Source organism: Herbidospora yilanensis (assembly GCF_001570565.1).
GTDB classification, from domain to species: domain Bacteria; phylum Actinomycetota; class Actinomycetes; order Streptosporangiales; family Streptosporangiaceae; genus Herbidospora; species Herbidospora yilanensis.
The window spans coordinates 24,913-43,623 of sequence record NZ_BBXE01000037.1 but is presented as its reverse complement, the minus strand read 5'-3'; the positions used below and the strand labels follow the sequence as shown (position 1 = coordinate 43,623).

The 18,711-nt window shown below is 69.1% G+C and carries 15 protein-coding genes and 1 tRNA gene; 8 read left to right on the top strand and 8 right to left on the bottom strand.

Annotated features, from left to right (window positions below):
- The first annotated feature begins 24 nt into the window (after positions 1 to 24).
- From gltB to AW273_RS28865, 4 genes are all read left to right on the top strand, one after another.
- On the top strand, positions 25 to 4,524 hold the full coding sequence (gene gltB / locus AW273_RS28880) for a glutamate synthase large subunit (protein ID WP_083950128.1): 4,500 nt from the start codon (positions 25 to 27) through the stop codon (positions 4,522 to 4,524).
- Positions 4,525 to 4,536: 12 nt separating this feature from the next.
- A complete protein-coding gene (locus AW273_RS28875) occupies positions 4,537 to 6,003 on the top strand; it encodes a glutamate synthase subunit beta (protein WP_062354816.1) in 1,467 nt (488 codons plus the stop codon).
- 168 nt (positions 6,004 to 6,171) lie between these two features.
- Positions 6,172 to 7,755, top strand: a complete 1,584-nt coding sequence (locus tag AW273_RS28870) for a S8 family peptidase (protein WP_232327649.1) — start codon at positions 6,172 to 6,174, stop codon at positions 7,753 to 7,755.
- 58 nt (positions 7,756 to 7,813) lie between these two features.
- The gene (locus AW273_RS28865) at positions 7,814 to 8,203 is read left to right on the top strand and encodes a DUF2784 domain-containing protein (protein WP_062354811.1); all 390 of its coding nucleotides are present in this window, start codon (positions 7,814 to 7,816) and stop codon (positions 8,201 to 8,203) included.
- On the opposite strand, the gene AW273_RS28860 is transcribed toward AW273_RS28865, so the two are convergent.
- Complete coding sequence (locus tag AW273_RS28860; protein ID WP_157556261.1) at positions 8,167 to 8,844, bottom strand: hypothetical protein; 678 nt, start codon at positions 8,842 to 8,844, stop codon at positions 8,167 to 8,169. The two genes, AW273_RS28865 and AW273_RS28860, sit on opposite strands and share 37 nt — an antisense overlap.
- Positions 8,845 to 9,109: 265 nt before the next feature.
- On the opposite strand from AW273_RS28860, the gene pyk reads away from it, so the two are divergent.
- Positions 9,110 to 10,546 (top strand): pyruvate kinase, encoded by a 1,437-nt coding sequence (gene pyk / locus AW273_RS28855; protein WP_062354805.1) that lies wholly within the window; start codon positions 9,110 to 9,112, stop codon positions 10,544 to 10,546.
- 88 nt (positions 10,547 to 10,634) lie between these two features.
- Here pyk and AW273_RS28850 read toward each other — a convergent pair.
- Positions 10,635 to 10,707 (bottom strand) — tRNA-Leu (locus tag AW273_RS28850).
- A 36-nt stretch (positions 10,708 to 10,743) separates the two neighbouring features.
- Here AW273_RS28850 and AW273_RS28845 point away from each other — a divergent pair.
- Complete coding sequence (locus AW273_RS28845) at positions 10,744 to 11,349, top strand: ANTAR domain-containing response regulator (protein WP_232327647.1); 606 nt, start codon at positions 10,744 to 10,746, stop codon at positions 11,347 to 11,349.
- A gap of 211 nt (positions 11,350 to 11,560) precedes the next feature.
- Entirely contained in the window at positions 11,561 to 12,856 is a 1,296-nt protein-coding gene (locus tag AW273_RS28840; RefSeq protein WP_062354798.1) for an ABC transporter substrate-binding protein, read from the top strand.
- A 171-nt stretch (positions 12,857 to 13,027) separates the two neighbouring features.
- Here AW273_RS28840 and AW273_RS28835 read toward each other — a convergent pair whose 3' ends face one another.
- The 6 genes from AW273_RS28835 to AW273_RS28810 all read right to left on the bottom strand — a co-directional run bounded on the left by AW273_RS28835 (position 13,028) and on the right by AW273_RS28810 (position 18,244).
- The gene (locus tag AW273_RS28835) at positions 13,028 to 13,444 is read right to left on the bottom strand and encodes a hypothetical protein (RefSeq protein ID WP_062354794.1); all 417 of its coding nucleotides are present in this window, start codon (positions 13,442 to 13,444) and stop codon (positions 13,028 to 13,030) included.
- Positions 13,445 to 13,519: 75 nt separating this feature from the next.
- The gene (locus AW273_RS28830) at positions 13,520 to 14,299 is read right to left on the bottom strand and encodes an ABC transporter ATP-binding protein (protein WP_062354792.1); all 780 of its coding nucleotides are present in this window, start codon (positions 14,297 to 14,299) and stop codon (positions 13,520 to 13,522) included.
- Entirely contained in the window at positions 14,296 to 15,219 is a 924-nt protein-coding gene (locus tag AW273_RS28825) for an ABC transporter ATP-binding protein (protein WP_062354789.1), read from the bottom strand. The genes AW273_RS28830 and AW273_RS28825 overlap by 4 nt, the downstream gene beginning before the upstream one ends.
- Positions 15,209 to 16,198, bottom strand: a complete 990-nt coding sequence (locus AW273_RS28820) for a branched-chain amino acid ABC transporter permease (RefSeq protein WP_062354786.1) — start codon at positions 16,196 to 16,198, stop codon at positions 15,209 to 15,211. Before AW273_RS28820 ends, AW273_RS28825 begins: the two co-directional genes overlap by 11 nt.
- A 9-nt stretch (positions 16,199 to 16,207) precedes the next feature.
- Complete coding sequence (locus tag AW273_RS28815) at positions 16,208 to 17,365, bottom strand: branched-chain amino acid ABC transporter permease (RefSeq protein WP_232327646.1); 1,158 nt, start codon at positions 17,363 to 17,365, stop codon at positions 16,208 to 16,210.
- A 489-nt stretch (positions 17,366 to 17,854) separates the two neighbouring features.
- Entirely contained in the window at positions 17,855 to 18,244 is a 390-nt protein-coding gene (locus tag AW273_RS28810) for a PaaI family thioesterase (RefSeq protein WP_157556280.1), read from the bottom strand.
- 75 nt (positions 18,245 to 18,319) lie between these two features.
- Between AW273_RS28810 and AW273_RS38900 the strand changes: the two genes are divergently transcribed.
- On the top strand, positions 18,320 to 18,711 hold a 392-nt coding region (locus AW273_RS38900; RefSeq protein ID WP_439648645.1), incomplete at its 3' end, for a 5'-3' exonuclease.

The window sequence follows — 18,711 nt, the reverse complement described above, 5'->3', positions numbered from 1 at the left end:
GAAGATGACGACGGGAGTGATTTCATGCCTGCTGCCCGCCATGGCCGTCCTGGGGACCTTCCCGAGCCTCAGGGCCTTTACGACCCCTCGTACGAGCATGACGCCTGTGGTGTCGCCATGGTGGCCGACGTCCACGGCCGCCGTAGCTACGACATCGTCGAGAAGGCTCTGACCGCGCTCATCAACCTCGATCACCGGGGTGCTCGGGGGAGCGAACCGGACACCGGTGACGGCGCCGGCATCCTGACGCAGATCCCGGACGCGTTCTTCCGCGCGGTCGTCCCCTTCGACCTCCCGGAGGCCGGGAAGTACGCCGCCGGCATCGCCTTCCTGCCCATCGACGCGCAGGCGAGGGCGACCGCGCTGCGGATGATCGACGAGATCGCGACCGAGGAGAACGTCAAGGTCCTCGGCTGGCGCGACGTGCCCGTCGACACGCGGCACGCCGGGCCGACCGCGCGCGCCGTGATGCCCCACTTCATGCAGCTGTTCGTGAGCTCCGGCGACCTGTCGGGCATCGACCTCGACCGGGTCGCCTTCGCCTTCCGCAAGCGGGCCGAGCACGAGGCCGACGTCTACTTCGCCTCGCTCTCCAGCCGGACCACCGTCTACAAGGGCATGCTCACCCCGCAGCAGGTCGAGCCGTTCTTCCCCGACCTGTCGGACGAGCGCTACGTCACCGCCATCGCGCTGGTGCACTCGCGCTTCTCCACCAACACCTTCCCGTCGTGGCCGCTGTCGCACCCCTACCGCTACGTGGCCCACAACGGCGAGATCAACACCGTCAAGGGCAACCGCAACTGGATGCGCGCCCGCGAGGCGATGCTGGAGACCGGCCTCATCCCCGGTGACCTGGAGCGGCTGTTCCCCATCTGCGACCCCGACGGCTCCGACACCGCCTCGTTCGACGAGACGCTGGAGCTGCTGCACCTCGGCGGGCGCTCCCTGCCCCACGCCGTGCTGATGATGATCCCCGAGGCGTGGGAGAACCACGCGGAGATGGACCCGGCCCGCCGGGCCTTCTACGAGTTCCACTCCACGCTGATGGAGGCCTGGGACGGCCCCGCGTCGATCTCCTTCTCCGACGGCACCGTCGTCGGCGCCGTGCTCGACCGCAACGGCCTGCGCCCCGGCCGGTTCTACGTCACCGACGACGGCCTGGTCATCCTGGGCTCCGAGGCGGGCGTGCTGAGCGACATCCCGCAGGAGAGGGTGGTCCGCAAGGGCCGCCTCCAGCCCGGCAAGATGTTCCTCGTCGACACCGCCCAGGGCCGGATCATCGAGGACGACGAGATCAAGGCCGAACTGGCCGCCGCCGAGCCCTACGAGGAGTGGCTGCACGCCGGTCTGGTGCGGTTCGAGGAGCTGCCCGAGCGCGAGCACGAGCACCCCACCCACGAGGCCCTGGTCAAGCGCCAGCAGACCTTCGGCTACACCGAGGAAGAGCTGCGGATCATCCTCACCCCGATGGCCGCGACCGGCGCCGAGCCGATCGGCTCGATGGGCACCGACAGCCCGGTCGCCGCGCTCAGCGACAAGCCCCGGCTGCTGTTCGACTACTTCAGCCAGCTCTTCGCGCAGGTCACCAACCCGCCGCTGGACGCCATCCGCGAGGAGCTCGTCACCTCGCTGCAGTCGACCATCGGCCCCGAGCACAACCTGCTGGAGCCGGGCGCGGCCTCGTGCCGCCGCCTGGTGCTGCCCTACCCGGTGATCGACAACGACGAGCTCGCCAAGATCGTCCACATCAACGACGAGGGCGCCCTGCCGGGCTTCCAGCCCCACGTCGTCTCCGGCCTCTTCCACGTCGGCGGGGGCGGCGACGCGCTGACCCGGCGGCTCCAGGAGATCCGCGAGGAGGTCTCGCAGGCGATCGCCGACGGCGCGCGCATCATCGTGTTGTCCGACCGCGGCTCCAACGCCGAGAAGGCGCCGATCCCGTCGCTGCTGCTCACCGGCGCGGTGCACCACCACCTGATCCGGGAGAAGTCCCGCACCCGGGTGGGCCTGGTCATCGAGACCGGCGAGGCGCGCGAGTGCCACCACATGGCCCTGCTCGTCGGTTACGGCGCCAGCGCGATCAACCCCTACCTGGCGATCGAGACCGTCGAGGAGCTGTTCCCCGACGGCCGCAAGGCGGTCCGGAACCTCATCAAGGCGTACGGCAAGGGCGTCCTCAAGGTCATGTCCAAGATGGGCGTGTCCACGGTGGCGTCGTACACGGGCGCGCAGATCTTCGAGGCCCTGGGCCTCGGGGCCGAGGTCATCGACGAGTGCTTCACCGGCACCACCTCGCGGCTGGGCGGCGTCGGGTTCGACGTGCTGGCCAAGGAGGCGCTGCAGCGGCACACCAGGGCCTACCCGAGGGCCGAGAACGCCCACCGGCGCCTGGAGGTCGGCGGCGAATACCAGTGGCGGCGCGAGGGCGAGCCGCACCTGTTCAACCCGACGACCGTCTTCAAGCTCCAGCACGCCACCCGCACCCGGCGTTACGAGATCTTCAAGGAGTACACCGACCTGATCGACGGTCAGGCCGAGACCCTCATGACGCTGCGCGGCCTGTTCAAGCTGCGCCCGGCGGCCGGCGGTCCCGTCCCGATCGACGAGGTCGAGCCGGTCTCCGAGATCGTCAAGCGGTTCTCCACCGGCGCGATGTCCTACGGCTCCATCTCGATGGAGGCCCACGAGACCCTCGCCATCGCCATGAACCGGCTCGGCGCCAAGTCGAACACCGGCGAGGGCGGCGAGGACCCCGAGCGCCTCTACGACCCGGCCCGCCGTTCGGCGATCAAGCAGGTGGCCTCCGGCCGCTTCGGCGTGACCTCGGAATACCTGGTCAACGCCGACGACGTGCAGATCAAGATGGCCCAGGGCGCCAAGCCCGGCGAGGGCGGCCAGCTCCCCGGCCACAAGGTCTACCCGTGGATCGCCAAGACCCGGCACTCCACGCCGGGCGTCGGCCTGATCTCGCCGCCGCCGCACCACGACATCTACTCGATCGAGGACCTGGCGCAGCTCATCCACGACCTGAAGAACGCCAACCCGCAGGCCCGCATCCACGTGAAGCTGGTCTCCGAGGTCGGCGTCGGCACGGTCGCGGCGGGCGTCTCCAAGGCCCACGCCGACGTCGTGCTGATCTCCGGTCACGACGGCGGCACCGGCGCCTCGCCTCTCACGAGCCTGAAGCACGCGGGGACTCCCTGGGAGCTCGGCCTGGCCGAGACCCAGCAGACCCTGCTGCTCAACGGCCTGCGCGACCGGATCGTGGTGCAGGCCGACGGCCAGCTCAAGACCGGCCGCGACGTCATCGTCGCCGCCCTGCTCGGCGCCGAGGAGTACGGCTTCGCCACCGCTCCGCTGGTGGTCTCGGGCTGCGTCATGATGCGCGTGTGCCACCTCGACACCTGCCCGGTGGGCGTGGCCACCCAGAACCCCGAGCTGCGCAAGCGTTTCACCGGCAAGCCGGAGTTCGTGGTCAACTACTTCGAGTTCATCGCCGAGGAGGTCAGGGAATACCTGGCCGAGCTGGGCTACCGCTCGCTCGACGAGGTCATCGGCCGCAGCGACCTGCTCGACACCGAGGCCGCCGTCACCCACTGGAAGGCCCAGGGCCTCGACCTGTCGCCGATCCTCTACCAGCCGGAGCTGCCGCAGGGCACCCCGCGCAAGCGGGTCGTCGCGCAGGACCACGGCCTGGCCGAGGCGCTCGACAACACGCTGATCCAGCTCGCCGAGGGCGCGATCGAGTTCGGCCAGCAGGTCACGCTGGAGCTGCCGATCCGCAACGTCAACCGGACCGTCGGCACCATGCTCGGCCACCACGTCACCAAGAAGTGGGGCGGGGCGGGCCTGCCGGAGAACACGATCGACGTGACCTTCACCGGCTCGGCCGGCAACTCCTTCGGCGCGTTCGTGCCGAAGGGCGTCACGCTGCGGCTGACCGGCGACGCCAACGACTACGTCGGCAAGGGCCTGTCGGGCGGCCGGATCACGGTCACCCCGCCGAGCGACCTGCTCGACGGCCAGATCATCGCCGGCAACGTCGGCCTCTACGGCGCGACCTCCGGCGAGGCGTTCATCCGGGGCGTGGTGGGCGAGCGGTTCTGCGTCCGCAACTCCGGCGCCACCGCCGTCGTCGAGGGTGTGGGCGACCACGGGTGCGAGTACATGACCGGCGGGCGGGCCGTCGTCCTCGGGCCGACCGGGCGCAACTTCGCGGCCGGCATGTCCGGCGGCGTGGCCTACGTGCTGGACCTGAAGCCCGAGCGGGTCAACCGCGAGATGGTCGAGCTCGAAGCGCTGACCGCGGAGGACTCCGAGATCCTGCGCGAGCTGGTCGAGAAGCACCTGGCCGAGACCGGCTCGCCGGTCGCCAAGGGCCTGCTCGCCGACTGGGAGGCCGCCGCCGCCCGGTTCGGCAAGATCATGCCGATCGACTACAAGCGGGTGCTCACCGCCAGGGCCACGGCCGAGGCCGAGGGCCGCGACATCGACGAGGCCATCATGGCCGCGGTTCACGGATAAGGGGGTAACGACATGGCCGACCCGAAGGGGTTTCTCACTCACCCGCGTGAGCTGCCCGCCCGCCGCCCGGTGGACGTGCGCATCCGCGACTGGCGCGAGGTCTACGTCGACTTCGCCCCGGAGAAGCTGACCAAGCAGGCTTCGCGCTGCATGGACTGCGGCATCCCGTTCTGCCACAACGGCTGCCCGCTCGGGAACCTCATCCCCGAGTGGAACGACCTGGTCTACCGCGACGACTGGCGTGAGGCCGTCGAGCGGCTCCACGCGACCAACAACTTCCCCGAGTTCACCGGCCGCCTGTGCCCGGCTCCGTGTGAGGCGGCCTGCGTCCTCGGCATCAACTCCGACCCGGTGGCGATCAAGCGGGTCGAGGTCGAGATCATCGACCGCGCCTTCGCCGAGGGCTGGGTCACCCCGCAGCCCCCGGCGCAGAAGACCGGCAAGCGGGTCGCGGTCGTCGGCTCGGGCCCGGCGGGCCTGGCCGCCGCCCAGCAGCTCACCCGCGCCGGGCACGACGTCGTCGTGTTCGAGCGGGCCGACGCCATCGGCGGGCTGCTCCGCTACGGCATCCCCGAGTTCAAGATGGAGAAGCGGCACATCGACCGCCGCCTCGACCAGATGAGGGCCGAGGGCACCGAGTTCCGCACGAGCGTGAACGTCGGCGTCGACATCACCGCCGCCGAGCTGCGCGAGCAGTTCGACGCGGTCGTCCTGGCCGGTGGCGCCACCGCCTGGCGCGACCTGCCGGTCACCGGGCGCGACGCCGTCGGCGTCTACCAGGCGATGGAGTACCTGCCTCCGGCCAACCGGTCGCTGGCCGACTCGGAGATCAACGCCAGCGGCAAGCACGTCGTGGTCATCGGCGGCGGTGACACCGGGGCCGACTGCATCGGCACCGCGATCCGCCAGGGCGCCCTCTCGGTGACCCAGCTCGAGATCATGCCGATGCCGCCGGAGGCGCGCCCGGCCGGGCAGCCGTGGCCGACCTTCCCCATGCTGTTCAAGATGGAGTCGGCCCACGAGGAGCTCGCCGACGGCGGGGGAGCGCGGGTCTACGCCGTCTCCACCACCGAGTTCGTCAAGGACGCCGAGGGCAACCTCCAGGCGATCAGGGTGGTGGACGTCGAGGGGCCGGCGGCCGGCTTCAAGCCGATCCCCGGCACCGAGCGGGAACTGCCCGCCCAGCTCGTCACCCTGGCGATGGGCTTCGTCGGCCCGCAACACGCCGGCCTGCTCGACGAGCTGGCGGAACTGTCGGCCGGGGAGTTCTACGACCCGCGCGGCAACGTCTCCCGCAACCGCACCTACCACTCGGGCGTCGAGGGCGTCTTCGTGGCCGGTGACATGGGCCGCGGCCAGTCACTGATCGTGTGGGCCATCGCCGAGGGCCGGTCGGCCGCCGCCGCGGTCGACGACTACCTCACCGGGGCGACCGCCCTGCCGGTGGCCATCCCGCCGACGGCTCGTCCTTTGGTCTAGTACGTCAAAACGGTGCCCCCTGGTATTCCCGGGGGCACCGTTTTGTTGTTTTCCCCGAGTGACTCAAGGGCAATTCCGAAATATCTACTTATGCGGAATGCGCGGTGAGTTGCGGACGCCCGGATGGGTTCGCGAGGATCGGAAAGATTCGGAACCCAAGGAGGACCGGTGCGTAAGGCAGTAATCGCGGGGTTGACGCTCACCCTGCTGACCACGGCCTGCGCGGCCTCCCAGGAGACGGCCGCCGTCTCCCAGGACTACCTCGTGTTCTACACGCCCGGCCAGCGCGGCGCCGCGACCGACGCGGTCGAGGCCGCCGGCGGCGACGTGCTGTCCGGCGACGCCCAGCTCGGTTACCTCGTGGCCCGCGCGGCCCGCCTCCCGTCGGGGCCGGCGATCGTGGGCGTCATGACCGACAGGCCGATCGGCGAGGTGGCCCGCGCCAGGCCCGCCGCCGGTCCCCGCCGGGCGGCGGTGAAGGACGAGCCGCTCTCCGGCCGTCAGTGGGACATGCGGATGATCGGGGCGACGCCGTCGGGGTCGTACAAGAAGGAGATCGGCAACCACAAGGTGCTGGTCGGGGTCATCGACACCGGAATCGACGGCAGGCACCCGGACATCGCGCCCAACTTCAACCGCACGTTGTCGCGCAACTTCGTCGTCGACCGGCCGAAGGACTCCAAGGGCAAGAACCTCGACGGCCCGTGTGAGCACAAGGGCTGCAAGGACCCGGCCGACGTCGACGACGACGGCCACGGCACCCACGTGGCCAGCACGATCGCCTCGCCGCTGAACGGCATCGGCGTCGGCGGCGTCGCGCCCGGCGTCTCGCTGGTCAACCTGCGCGCCGGCACCGACTCGGGCTACTTCTTCCTCAAACCGACCATGGACGCCCTCAAGTACGCCGGCGACAACGGCATCGACGTGGTCAACATGTCGTTCTACGTCGACCCGTGGAACTTCAACTGCCCGGCCAACCCGGCCGACACCCCGGCCCAGCAGTCGGAGCAGAAGGCCATCATCGCGGGCATGAGCCGCGCGGTCGCCTACGCCCGCGCCCGGGGCGTGACCCTGATCGGCGCCATCGGCAACGGCTCCACCGACCTGGGCGCCCCGGCCGAGGACGTCGGCAGCCCCGACTACCCGTCGGGCGCCGCCAAGTCCCGCAAGATCGACAACACCTGCCTGAGCATCCCGGCCGAACTGCCCGGCGTGATCACGGTGACCTCGGTCGGCCCGAGCAAGCGCAAGGCCGTCTACTCCGACTACGGCGCCGAGCAGGCCGACGTGGCCGCCCCCGGCGGCGACGCCCTGGACACCGGCACCTCGCTGAAGGGCGCCGCCCGGGAGATCCTGGCCGCCGCCCCCAAGAACGCGCTGCGGGCCTCGACTGCGATCGACGCCAAGGGGCAGCCGCTGACCTCCTCGGTCATCCGGGAGTGCAAGAACGGCACCTGCTCCTACTACCAGTACCTCGAAGGCACCTCGATGGCCGCCCCGCACGTCACCGGGGTCGCGGCGCTGCTGGTGGCCCGGTTCGGCAAGCCCGGCAGGGGCGGCCTGGAGCTCGACCCGGCCAAGCTGGAGAGCCTGCTCTACGCCTCCACCTACGACCGCGGTTGCCCGGCCTCGGGCAACTACCGCTACTCGGCCGACACCACCCACGTCTGCGTGGGCTCCGCGTCGCGGAACGGCTTTTACGGGAACGGCATCGTCAGCGCGCTGAAGGCGGTCACGATTCCGGGTACCTAGAGAGGAGATGAGTAGCCGGACGGATTCCGGCCTTCGGTTCTCTTCCTAGGTTCGAAAAATGATTTATCACGTTCTGTGGCAAACCGTGATGGTCGTTCATTTTCTCGTCATCGCGTACATCGCGCTGGGGGGTTACCTGGCGTGGCGGTGGCCCCGCCTGATCTGGCCCAGCCTGGGGTTCGCCGTCTGGGGCGCGATCCAGCTCACCGGGGTGGTCGAGTGCCCGCTGACGGCCCTGGAGAACTGGGCCCGCGAGCGGGCGGGCGCGCGGCTGCTGGAACCCGGCGGGTTCATCGACACCTACCTCACTGGCGTGGTCTATCCGACGCGCTATCTCACGGAGGTCCGCGTCGCGATCATCGTGGTGGTCGCGGTCTCCTGGATCGGGTTCGCGGTCATCCGCCACCGGCGTCACGTGGCGGGGAAGTCGCAGACCTCGATCGCGTAGTCGAGCAGCTTCTCCTGGATCTCCTTGGGCGGGGTGACGATCATCCGGTACGTCTCCCCGCCCTCGGTGTGTCCCCAGACCTGGAACAGGTAGGCCTGCTTGGCCTCGGCGAAGGCGTGCGGGTCGCAGCGGGTGGGCCGGATCGTGACCGGCACGCCCGTCGTGCCCGGCGCGATCTCGGCGACGGGTCGCCTCTTCTCCGGTTCCAGGACGTAGTGGGTCGTGCCGTCGACGTCGTCGATGGTCACCGGACGGGTGGCGGTGACGGTCAGGACCCCTTCGAGGTCGTCGCCCCGTCTGCGGAAGTCCGGGCCGAAGGCGATCGTGGCCGACTGCTTCAGGATGTACTCGCCACACTCGTACTTCACGAGCCGGGTCAGCAGGTCGTCGGTGACCGGGATCGGGAACCGGACCTCCTTCGGCGGGGCGTCGCCCACCGCCATCGTGGCGACGACGTCGGTCGGCTTCACGGGCGGGATGGCGGCGGCGTCGCAGCGGGCCCGGCCGTACGTGATCGGGAAGTCGGTCCGGGGCGTCCTGGGCAGCGTGGTGTCGACCCTCACGGGGGCGGAGGGCTCGAACGACTGGGAGTCGAGCCGCAGGTCGGTGATGTGAAGAGGCGTCTCGGTGGTGTTGGTCACCGAGACCTGGACACGATGGACCGCGACATCCGAACGCCACTGCTGCAACGCGACCGAAACACCGGTAGGCGGCGCGGTCGATTCGGTAGCCTGTCCACCGCACGCGAGGGCGCTCATCAGCGTCAAGACGGCAGCCAACCTCCAGTACCACCCCATAGCGGGACAGGCTAGGACACGTCGGCTATCGCGTGAAGTCATTGACAATTTGGCCACAGCTATGGGTGCCGTCACATTCAAGTGGTCTGGACCAATTAGGCTAGGACTCGTGAGCCGTCGAGCAAAGATCGTCTGTACCCTAGGTCCCGCCACCTCGTCCCCTGAACGGCTGCGGGAACTGATCAGCGCGGGCATGGACGTCGCCCGCTTCAACCTCTCCCACGGCAGCCACGAGCTGCACAAAGAGGTCTTCGTCCGGGTGCGGGAGGCGGCCGAGGAGCTCGGCCGCGCGGTAGGCGTGCTGGCCGACCTCCAGGGGCCGAAGATCCGGGTGGGCAAGTTCGCCTCGGGCCCGGTCCGCCTCGGCGTCGGTGACATCATCACGATCACCACCGAAGACGTCCCCGGAGACCGCGACCTCGTCTCCACCACCTACGATGGCCTGCCCGGCGATGTGAAGCCGGGAGACACCGTCCTCGTCGACGACGGCCGTCTCCACCTGGAGGTCGACAAGGTCGAGGGCCCCCGGGTGACCACCCGGGTCGTCATCGGCGGCATGATCTCCGACAACAAGGGCCTCAACCTCCCGGGCGTCGCCGTCAGCGCCCCGGCCCTGACCGAGAAGGACGAAGCGGACCTCCGCTGGGCCCTTCGCACCGGCTTCGACATGATCGCGTTGTCGTTCGTGCGTTCGCCGGAGGACGCCGACATCGTCCACCGCATCATGGACGAAGAGGGCGTGCATCTGCCCATCATCGCCAAGATCGAGAAGCCGCAGGCCGTCGACGCCCTGGAGGCGATCGTCGACCGGTTCGACGGCGTCATGGTCGCCCGCGGCGACCTGGGCGTCGAGCTCCCGCTGGAGCAGGTGCCGATCGTGCAGCGCCGGATCATCGAGCTCTGCCGCGAGAAGGCCCACCCGGTCATCGTGGCGACCCAGATGCTCGACTCGATGATGGCCGCGCCCCGGCCGACCCGCGCCGAGGCCTCCGACGTCGCCTACGCCGTCATGGACGGCGCCGACGCGGTCATGCTGTCGGGCGAGACCTCGGTCGGCAACTACCCGATCGAGTCGGTCGCGACGATGGCCCGCATCGCCACCGCCGCCGAGGACTCCACCCTCCACGCGACCCACAACCTCGACCGGCTCCCCGAGTCGACCGGTGGCGCCATCGCGCGCGCCGCCGCCGAGGTCGGCGCGATCGTGGGGGCCAAGGCCCTGGTCGCCTTCACGATGTCCGGCGAGACCGCGCGCCGCCTGGCCCGCTACCGCAGCCCGATCCCGCTGATCGCGTTCACCAGCAACCCGGTGGTCCGCGGCCAGCTCGCGCTGACGTGGGGCGTGGAGACCTTCGAGGTGCCGTTCGTGCACCACACCGACGACATGGTGCGTCAGGTGGAGGCGTCCCTGCTCGCCCTCGGCACGTTCGAGAAGGGCGACAAGATCGTCATCGTGGCGGGCTCGCCCCCCGGCAACCCCGGGTCGACCAACGCCCTGCGTGTGCACACCATCGGTTCGGCCGTGGCCCACCCCAACCTGAGCTGACCCGCCCATCCGGAAAGGCCGTCACGTACGACGTGGCGGCCTTTCGGCGTTCGGCCCCGCCTGCGCGGATCAGGGCATGACGAAAAAGTGCCCCGAGTGGGATTCGAACCCACACTTGATGGATTTTGAGGCCATTGACTCTGCCGTTGGTCTATCGGGGCGTGCGTGGTCCCAATCTAGCGGACGTCGGTAACCTCTTGTGCGTGAGTGGAACGCAGCGGCGAGTGGTGATCGCGGAAGACGAGGCCCTGATCCGCCTCGACCTGAAGGAGATGCTGGAAGAAGACGGTTACGCCGTCGTCGGCGAGGCCGGTGACGGGGAGAGCGCCGTGAAGCTCGCCACCGAGCTCCGGCCGGATCTGGTGATCCTCGATGTGAAGATGCCCGTCCTCGACGGCATCTCGGCCGCCGAGCAGATCGTGTCGGAGCGCATCGCGCCCTGCCTGATCCTGACGGCGTTCTCGCAGCGCGACCTGGTCGAGCGGGCCAGAGACGCCGGCGCGATGGCCTACCTGGTCAAGCCGTTCACCAAGGGCGACCTGGTGCCGGCCATCGAGATGGCGGTCAGCCGCCACGAGGAGATCGCGGCCCTGGAGAAGGAGGTCACCACCCTCTCCGACCGGCTGGAGACCCGCAAGCTGGTCGAGCGGGCCAAGGGCCTGCTCATGGCCCAGCACGGATGGTCGGAGCCGCAGGCCTTCCGGTGGATCCAGAAGGCCTCGATGGACCGCCGTCTCAGCATGCGTCAGGTCGCCCAGATCGTGGTCGCCGAGGCCGCGGGTCCGCCCGACAAGTCGGCCTGACCGGCCCAAGATCCCTCCGGCCCGCGACCGCGCAGGTCAGGGCCGGAGGGCGCGGTGTGTTGAGGACTTATTACGACTCCGCATCCAAGTGTCCACAGTTCAGACGCTTTTCTGGCAAGGCGTCTGCGAGTTATGTACGTTTCCAGCATTCGAACGGGACGGTGTCCTGGTTAAGCCCGGCGTTCCGTTGCATGGATGAAGGAGACACTTCATGATCCGCATTGCCCCCATGGGGCGGGTGCTGGCAGTCGCCGCGGCCGCCAGCCTTGCCCTGACGGCCTGTGGTGGTGGCGAGGAGACGGCCGCGCCGGCCACCTCGGCGCCGGCCACGACCGCCGCCGCTCCCGCCACCACGGCGGCGGCCGCGGGCGACGGCACCCTCACCATCGGCTCGATCCTTCCCCAGACTGGTGACCTGGCCTTCCTTGGTCCGCCGGAGTTCGCGGGCGTCGACCTGGCCGTGGAAGAGATCAACGCTGCCGGCGGTGTCCTCGGGAAGCCGGTGACCAAGATCCACGCCGACTCCGGTGACGCGAAGACCGACATCGCTTCGCAGTCCGTCGACAAGCTGCTGCAGCAGAAGGCCGACGCGATCATCGGTGCGGCTTCGTCGGGTGTGTCCCTCACCGTCATCGACAAGATCGTCAACGCCGGTGTGGTCCAGTTCTCGCCCGCGAACACCTCGCCGGAGTTCACGTCGTACAACGACAAGGGCTTCTACTTCCGGACCGCCCCGTCCGACGTCCTCCAGGGCCGCGTGCTCGGCGACCTGATGATCCAGGACGGCGGCGAGAACATCGCCATCATGAACCGCCAGGACTCCTACGGCACCGGCCTCGCGGCCGAGGTCAAGAAGTCCGTCGAGGGCGGCGGCGGCACCATCGCCGGCGAGGTCGCCTACGACCCGGCCGCTCCCGACTTCTCGGCCGACGTCGCGAAGATCAAGGAAGCCAACCCCGACTCGATCGCGCTGATCTCGTTCGACGAGACCAAGAAGCTCATCCCCGAGCTCGAGAAGCAGGGTCTGGGCCCGGACAAGGTCAAGATCTACTTCGTCGACGGCAACCTGGCCGACTACTCGGCCGACTTCCCCGAGGGCCTGCTCGAGGGCGTCAAGGGCACCCTGCCCGGCGCGGCCTCGGAGGGCAAGTTCAAGGAGAACCTGCTCAAGACCAACCCCGACCTCCGGGACTTCAGCTACGCCCCCGAGTCCTACGACGCCACCATCCTGATCGCCCTGGCCGCCGAGGCGGGCAAGGACGACTCCGGCACCGGCATCTCGAAGAACCTGGTCGCGGTCAGCAAGGGCGGCACCAAGTGCACCGACTACAAGGCCTGCCTCGACCTGCTCAAGGCCGGCACTGACATCGACTACGACGGCGTCAGCGGCCCGGTCGAGTTCTCCGACGCGGGCGACCCGTCCGAGGCCACGATCGGCATCTACAAGTACGGCAAGGACAACAAGTACACCAACGAGACCTACCTCGCCGGTAAGGTCGACGGCTGATCTTCCCCCGCTCAGCCTGAAGTGATCGAGGCCCCCGCCGTTCGGGAGAACGGCGGGGGCCTCAGTCCTTTTCTGCGGGTTCCGGCTTCGGGATCGGGTCTTCCCCCCGGACCGTCCGTCGCGGGCCGCCAGGGGGGCAACCAGGGGCGCGGATGATATGTCACATCGCGCCTAGGAGCACTTCTCCTCGATCGCCGTGGCCGCCGCCCGCCATTCCCTCAGCGCCGCCACCGCCTTCTCGCGGGGTGTCGCGGCGGGCACGAGCACCCGGATCGTCCGCTTCAGGGTCGCCGTGTGCTCCGCCAGCCCAGCCGGCAGCCGCTCGCCGTAGCTGAGGATCACGCCCTCCACGTAGGCGATGCGTCCGCGCACGCCCTCGCCGAACTCCTGCGTGTCCTCCTGCCCCGCCGGCTTCAGGACGTGTTCGGCGAACCCGAGCGCCGAGACCACCCGCTGGCACGGATCGTCCGCGGGGTCGGCGCCGGTGACGTACAGATCGGTGGAGGCCGCGGCGGGCGGAGACGGCGCGGAGGCGCAGGCGGTGAGCAGCCCGAGGGCGGCGAGGGCGAGCAGGCGGCTGGGCGCCATGAGAAACCCCTTTCCGGTACGGAACCAGAAAAGGCCACCGGGAGGAACCCGGCGGCCTTTTCGAGGAGGGAGACGTCAGGCGCGGGCCAGCGTCCCCAGGTAGAGCTCGATGACCTTCGGGTCCTTGATGAGGTCCTTGCCGGAGGCGGTGTAGGCGTTGCGCCCCTGGTCGAGCACGTAGCCGCGGTCACAGATCTGCAGGCAGCGGCGCGCGTTCTGCTCGACCATGATCACGGTGACGCCGGCCCGGTTGATCTGCTGGGCCTGGATGAACACCAGGTCCTGCAGCTTCGGCGACAGACCGGCGGAGGGCTCGTCGAGGAGCAGGACCGACGGCTCGGTCATGAGGGCGCGCCCCATGGCCACCATCTGCCGCTCGCCGCCCGACAGGGAGCCCGCCCGCTGCTTGCGCCGGTCCTTGAGGGCCGGGAAGATCTCGCAGACGAACTCGAAGCGCTCCTTGAACTTCTTGGGCACCTGGAAGGCGCCCATCTCCAGGTTCTCCTCGACGCTCAGCGACGGGAACACGTTGTTGGTCTGCGGCACGAAGCCGACCCCGCGCTCCACGAGCGCGTGGGCCTTCAGGCCGGTGATGTTCTCGCCCTTGAGGGTGATCGAGCCCGTCCGCACCTCGACGAGGCCGAACAGCGACTTGAGCAGGGTCGACTTGCCGGCGCCGTTGGGGCCGATGATGCCGATCAGCTCGCCCTCGTTCACGTAGAGGTCGGCGCCGTTGAGGATGTTCACGCCCGGCAGGTAGCCGGCGAACAGCTCGTCGCAGCGCAGCAGCGCGTTCTCGGCGGCCGCCACGTGTGCCGAGCGGTCGACGATCGCGTTCGGGTCGGCGGCGCTCATTCCGTGCTCTCCTTGTCGAGTTCGGCCTCGGCCTCGTGGAGCTGCCGCTCCTCCTCCTCGGCCGAGAGCGGGGCGTCGTGGTGGGCGCCGAGGTAGGCGTCCACGACCCGCTCGTCCGACATGACGCTGTCGGGCGGACCCTCGGCGATCACCTCGCCCTGGGCCATCACGATGACCCAGTCGGAGATGTCGCGGACCATGTCCATGTCGTGCTCGACGAACAGGACGCTCATCCCGAGCTCGCGCAGGTTCTTCACGTGGCCGAGCAGCGACTGCGTCAGGGCCGGGTTCACACCCGCCATCGGCTCGTCGAGCATGACGAGCTGGGGGTCGCCCATGAGGGCGCGGGCCATCTCCAGCAGCTTGCGCTGGCCGCCCGACAGGCTGCCGGCGAAGTCGTCGCGTTTGGCGTCGAGCTTGAAGCGCCGCAGCAGGTCCTCGGCCTTGGCGGTGATCTCGTCTTCCTGACCCCGCCACAGGCCCGGGACCAGGCCGCGGAAGAAGTTCTCGCCCTTCTGCGACTGGGCCCCGAGGCGCATGTTCTCGATGACGGTGAGCTTCGAGAGCGCCTTGGTGAGCTGGAAGGTGCGGACCATGCCCTGACGGGCGACCTTGTAGGCCGACACCCCGTTCATGGCCCGGCCGTTGAAGGTCCACTGACCCTCGTCGGCGGTGTCGAAGCCGGTGAGCTGGTTGAAGAACGTCGTCTTGCCCGCGCCGTTGGGGCCGATCAGGGCGGTGATGCTGCCCCGCTGGATCTCGACGTGCTTGACGTTCACGGCGGTCAGGCCGCCGAAGCGGCGCACCACGTTGTCGACGACGAGGATCGGGTCGGGCTTGGGGACCCCGGGCTCGGCGGCCATGCCCTCGAACGCCTTGAGGGCCGCCGCCTTTCCGGCCGGGCGCGATTCAGCGTGCATCGATTGAGATCTCCCTCTTGTCCCCGAAGATGCCCTGCGGCCGGTAGATCAGCAGCAGCATGAGGCCGAGGCCGACGAGCATCAGGCGGATCGCGCCGACCTGGTTGACCGTGATGAAGGTGATCGCGCCGGTGTTGACGGCCTCTTCCATCCCGGTGCCGATGAAGATGAGCAGCAACCAGAACAGCATCGAGCCGACGATCGGGCCGAGGATCCGGGCCGCGCCACCGAGGATCAGCACGGTGTACGCGTAGAACGTCAGGTCGGTCGAGAACAGGTCGGGCTGCACGGCCGACCGGCTCAGGGCGAAGATGAAGCCGCCCATCGAACCGATGACGCCGCCGATGACCAGCGCCTGCATCTTGTACGAGAACACGTTCTTGCCGAGGCTGCGCACGGCGTCCTCGTCCTCGCGGATCGCCTTGAGCACGCGGCCCCAGGGGCTCTTCATCGCCATGAACAGGATGAACGAGGCGATCGCCACCAGGGACCAGCCGACCGTCAGCACCCACATCGACCGGTTGTCGAACCCGATGATCGGGGGGATGCCGTACTCACCCGGCGGGTAGGGGTTGAGGTCGTAGAACGCGCCCGAGAAGGCCTGGAGGCCGTCGGTGCCGCCGAAGGTGTCCGACAGCGCGACCGACCGCACGACGAGGCGGACGATCTCCGCCGCCGCGATGGTCACGATGGCCAGGTAGTCGGCCCGCAACCGCAGGGTCGGGATGCCCAGCAGCAGGGCCATCACGACGGCCATCAGCAGGCCGATGCCGACGCCCAGGAAGAAGGGCAGCCCGAAGGTGGCGACGGTCACCGCGATGGCGTACGCGCCGATGGCCAGGAAGCCCGCCTGGCCGAAGTTGAGCAGGCCGGTGTAGCCGAACTGCACGTTGAGGCCGATCGCCGCGAGGGCGTAGATGATGGCCTCGGAGCCGATGCCCGCTTCCACGGCCCGGCTGAAGATGAGTGTCCAGTCCATGTGTGCCTCCTAGCCGATCCGCTCGCGACGGCCGAGGATGCCCTGCGGCCGGACCATGAGCACGATGATCAGCACGACCAGCGCGCCGATGGTCTTCATCTCCGGCGGGATCCACAACGTGGAGACCTGGACGAACATGCCGACGACCAGCGAGCCGACGAGGGCGCCGAACGCGGTGCCCAGGCCGCCGAGGGTGACGCCGGCGAACATCAGGAGCAGGACCTGCTGGCCCATCTGGAAGTTCAGGTTCTGGGTGGTGCCGAGCAGGATGCCCGCCAGCGCCGCGATGCAGGTGCCGGACGCCCAGACGAGCCGGATGACCCGGTCGACGTTGATGCCCGACGAGGAGGCCAGCGCCGGGTTGTCGGCGACCGCGCGGGTCGCCTTGCCCAGCCGGGTGTACGTCAGCGCGAGGCCCACCGCGATCAGCACCACGATCTCGATGCCCATGGCGATGAGGCTCTTGGGCGTGGCCGCGATCGGGCCGATCTGGATGCCGGCCTGGGCGACGTACTGCTGGTAGGACTCGCCGCCGCCGCCGAACAGGAACAGCAGCAGGGCCCGGAGGAACAGGGCCAGGCCGATCGAGATGATCATCATCGAGATGAGGCCGGTCTTGCGGCGCCGCAACTGGCCCCAGAAGAACCGGTCCTGTCCCCAGCCGAGGCCCGCCGCGAGCACGAGCGCGATCGGCGCCGCGATCAGCAGGTGCAGGCCGAGGACGGTGTTGAAGAAGAACGCCAGGAAAGCGCCGATGGTGAGCAGCTCACCATGGGCGAAGTTGGTCAAACCAGTCGTACCGAAAATCAGGGAGAGCCCGACCGCGCCGAGCGCGATGATCAGGCCGAGGTTGAGGCCCTCGAACACGAGCTGGGCCACACGGGTCCAGTAGGAGCTGCCACCGCCCCCGTCACCCTGCTGCCCCTGGGGAGGGGCGTTGGCGTCGACCAATCCGAACAGCACGTTACGCGCGTTACCCTCGAAAACCTGGACGGTCAGCGTCCCGCGGTCGGGGTCTCGCAGCGCTTTCCCTGCGGGAAGGGTGGCCTGGTCCAGCGTGACCTTGTAAGAACCGGCCTTGTCGACGGCGACTTTCCAGGCCCCGTCCGCTCCGGTCGTGGCCTCTCCGACGGGCGCGTCAGCGTCGGTCGCCACGGTGATTTTCACGCCTGCTACAGGCTGGCCTTGGATTCTGAGTGTGCCTCTGACTTCTTCGCCTTCGGCCGCCCACGCTGTGGACGCTCCGGCCAAGAAGACGAAGATGAGTCCACCCATGAAGGCCGTGAACGCGATCACGGCTCTGCGCAATGGTGCTCCTCGTAGGTCATGACGGGGTTGTGCCTCGCCATCCCGAACACGGGACACCGCGATAGGTCCACGGTGTAATGGCCGGAGCATAGAGCCGAACGCCCGTTTAGGGGCAGTTCGTCACCAATCGGTGACCTGGCTGTGTCGTGTGCGTTTTGCATCGTCCCCGCAGGTCGGGGTGGCCGAATCGGGGGAATGGGAAGGGCCCGTGGCTGACCTTTGGGGCCGTGCAGAGCTTCCCCGGCGCTGCACGTTGTCTACTCAGCCCGCCACGGGCCCCTCAGACGAAGACAGTAGCGACAGCGGTGGCCCCTGTGCAGGGTGATGCCGCTTTGTGATGCCCGGTTGTCAGGAAACCGCGTGATCGCGAAGCATGCAGGTCAGGCGTGAGGTGCACACCGTGCGGCCCGCGTCGTCGACCACCTCGATCTGGTACGTCGCCAGCGTCCGCCCCCGGTGCAGCGGGACGGCGGTGGCGGTGACGTGGCCCGACCTGGCCGACCGGTGGTGGGTCGCGTTGATCTCGATGCCGACCGCGGCCCGGCCCTCGCCGGCCTGGAACATCGCCGCGATCGAGCCGACCGTCTCGGCCAGCACCACCGAGGCGCCGCCGTGCAGCAGCCCGTACGGCTGGGTGTTCCCCTCGACCGGCATCCGGGCGACCACCTTCTCGGCGGTCACCTCCAGGAACTCGATGCCCATCCGGTCGGGCAGATGGCCCGTTCCGGCGGCGTTCATCAGCGCGACGAGCTCTTGGGTCAAGGCTCTTCCTTTCCGGGTGGTTCTGTCGTAGGGGGAGACTAGGCTCTGAGCGTGCCGAAGACCGAAGAGACCCCCCGTTTGCTGCTGCTGGACGGCCACTCGCTGGCCTACCGGGCGTTCTACGCGCTGAAGGACGCCAACCTCATGACGACCGACGGCCAGCACACCGAGGCGGTCTACGGCTTCCTGTCGATGCTGACCAACATCATGCGCGACGAGACGCCCACCCACCTGGTGGTCTGCTTCGACCGCAGCGAGCCGACCTTCCGCCATGAGGCCTACGCCGACTACAAGGCCAACCGGTCGGAGACGCCCGAAGACTTCCGCGGCCAGATGTTGCTGATCCACGAGCTGCTCGACACCCTCAAGGTGCCCCACCTGTCCCTGGCGGGCTTCGAGGCCGACGACCTGATCGCCACCCTGGCCACCCGCGCCTCCGGCGA